Annotated in this window: 1 protein-coding gene; it reads right to left on the bottom strand. The window is 58.9% G+C overall.

The window, feature by feature from the left end; genetic code table 11:
• Positions 1-19 precede the first annotated feature (19 nt).
• A complete protein-coding gene (locus tag ACCAA_RS04515) occupies positions 20-1,147 on the bottom strand; it encodes an ISAs1 family transposase (RefSeq protein ID WP_186406053.1) in 1,128 nt (375 codons plus the stop codon).
• Positions 1,148-1,196 lie beyond the last annotated feature (49 nt).

Here is a 1,196-nt window from a genome sequence, read left to right as displayed (position 1 = left end):
CAGGGCAATCGCATGAAGATCACGCCAAGCCGAGCAAGTGTTCGCGATAGTGATCTGAGGTAGCGGCGATGAATCGGCGGGCCTTGATGCCGCCCTTTCGTTTAATCGGGTCAAGGCGAATGAGATTGAGCGTGATGTGTTTAAGCACAGCCAGGTTGTGGGCGGCATGACCGGTGCGGGCGCGCATCTGGTCGTCGGCGAAAGCGACATCCATGCACCAGTGCAGGCGGTTCTCGACGGACCAATGGGCTCGAATCGCCGCGAGCAGTCGCTCGGCGTCAGCCGGCAGGCTACTGATGTAAAAGCGTCGCTCAATCGTCGTTTTGCCTTGAAGATGGCGTTCGGATTCAATCACCGCAAAGGACTTCAGATCGGGCCATTGCTCGGGCCGGGATAGACAGTCCAGTTGGTCGAAGGCGAAGCAGCGTCGGATTTCGATTCGGCCATGATCTTTCTCCACGGTCTCCACCGTTGTGTGTGGGGTGCGTAACGGCGCCGTCTTGAATTGGATAAAAAAATCGCGTACAGAATCAGCCAGCCGCGGCTGGTTGTCTTTCACCGCCAGTACGTAGTCCGCTTTCCGGTCCCGGATCGCCTGAGCGATGTTGGCCTGGGTACCCATGGCATCAATCGTGACGATGCAACCCTCCAGCGCCAGGGTCGCCAACAACTCCGGAATCGCGGTCTTCTCGTTCGATTTCCGGGCGGTCGCTCGCTGCCCGAGAACCAGTCCCGCACCCGCCGCAAAAGCACTGACCAGATGCAGCGGCGTGGCATCAACCTTGCCCGAGCGGCGGCTGGTCTTGCCGTCAATGGCGACCACCGCATCGCCGTCCAGCCTCGGGATAATCGCGCTGGCCCAACGACGGAAGGCCGCTTCAAATTCGTCCGGATCGATCAGACCAAACAGGCGCCCGAAGGTGTCGTGCGAGGGAATGCCGTTCTCCAGTCGCAGGTGGCCCCGCAGCCAATCGAGTCGTTCCTGCGCCCACAATTCAATCTCAACGAAGGTGTCCGCTCCAACCAGGACGGCATTGACGGCGACCACCAGCAATTCAACCAGATCATGTTCGACCTTGCCCGCTTGCCTCGGGTCAGAAATCGTAACAAATACATCCGCCAACCGCAGCTTCCTCTCTGTCTCCATGGCAACCCCAAAAAGACAGAAAACTACACAAATCAACCTCGCGTGAACA

The organism is Candidatus Accumulibacter aalborgensis, from assembly GCF_900089955.1.
In the GTDB taxonomy this organism is placed as follows: Bacteria; Pseudomonadota; Gammaproteobacteria; order Burkholderiales; family Rhodocyclaceae; genus Accumulibacter; species Accumulibacter aalborgensis.
This window is presented reverse-complemented; position numbering and strand designations above follow the sequence as displayed.

What these genes read in the sequence shown, in the direction of transcription:
- ACCAA_RS04515 (WP_186406053.1), bottom strand. Translation starts at nt 1,147, where the DNA reads ATGGAGACAGAGAGGAAGCTGCGGTTGGCGGATGTATTTGTTACGATT.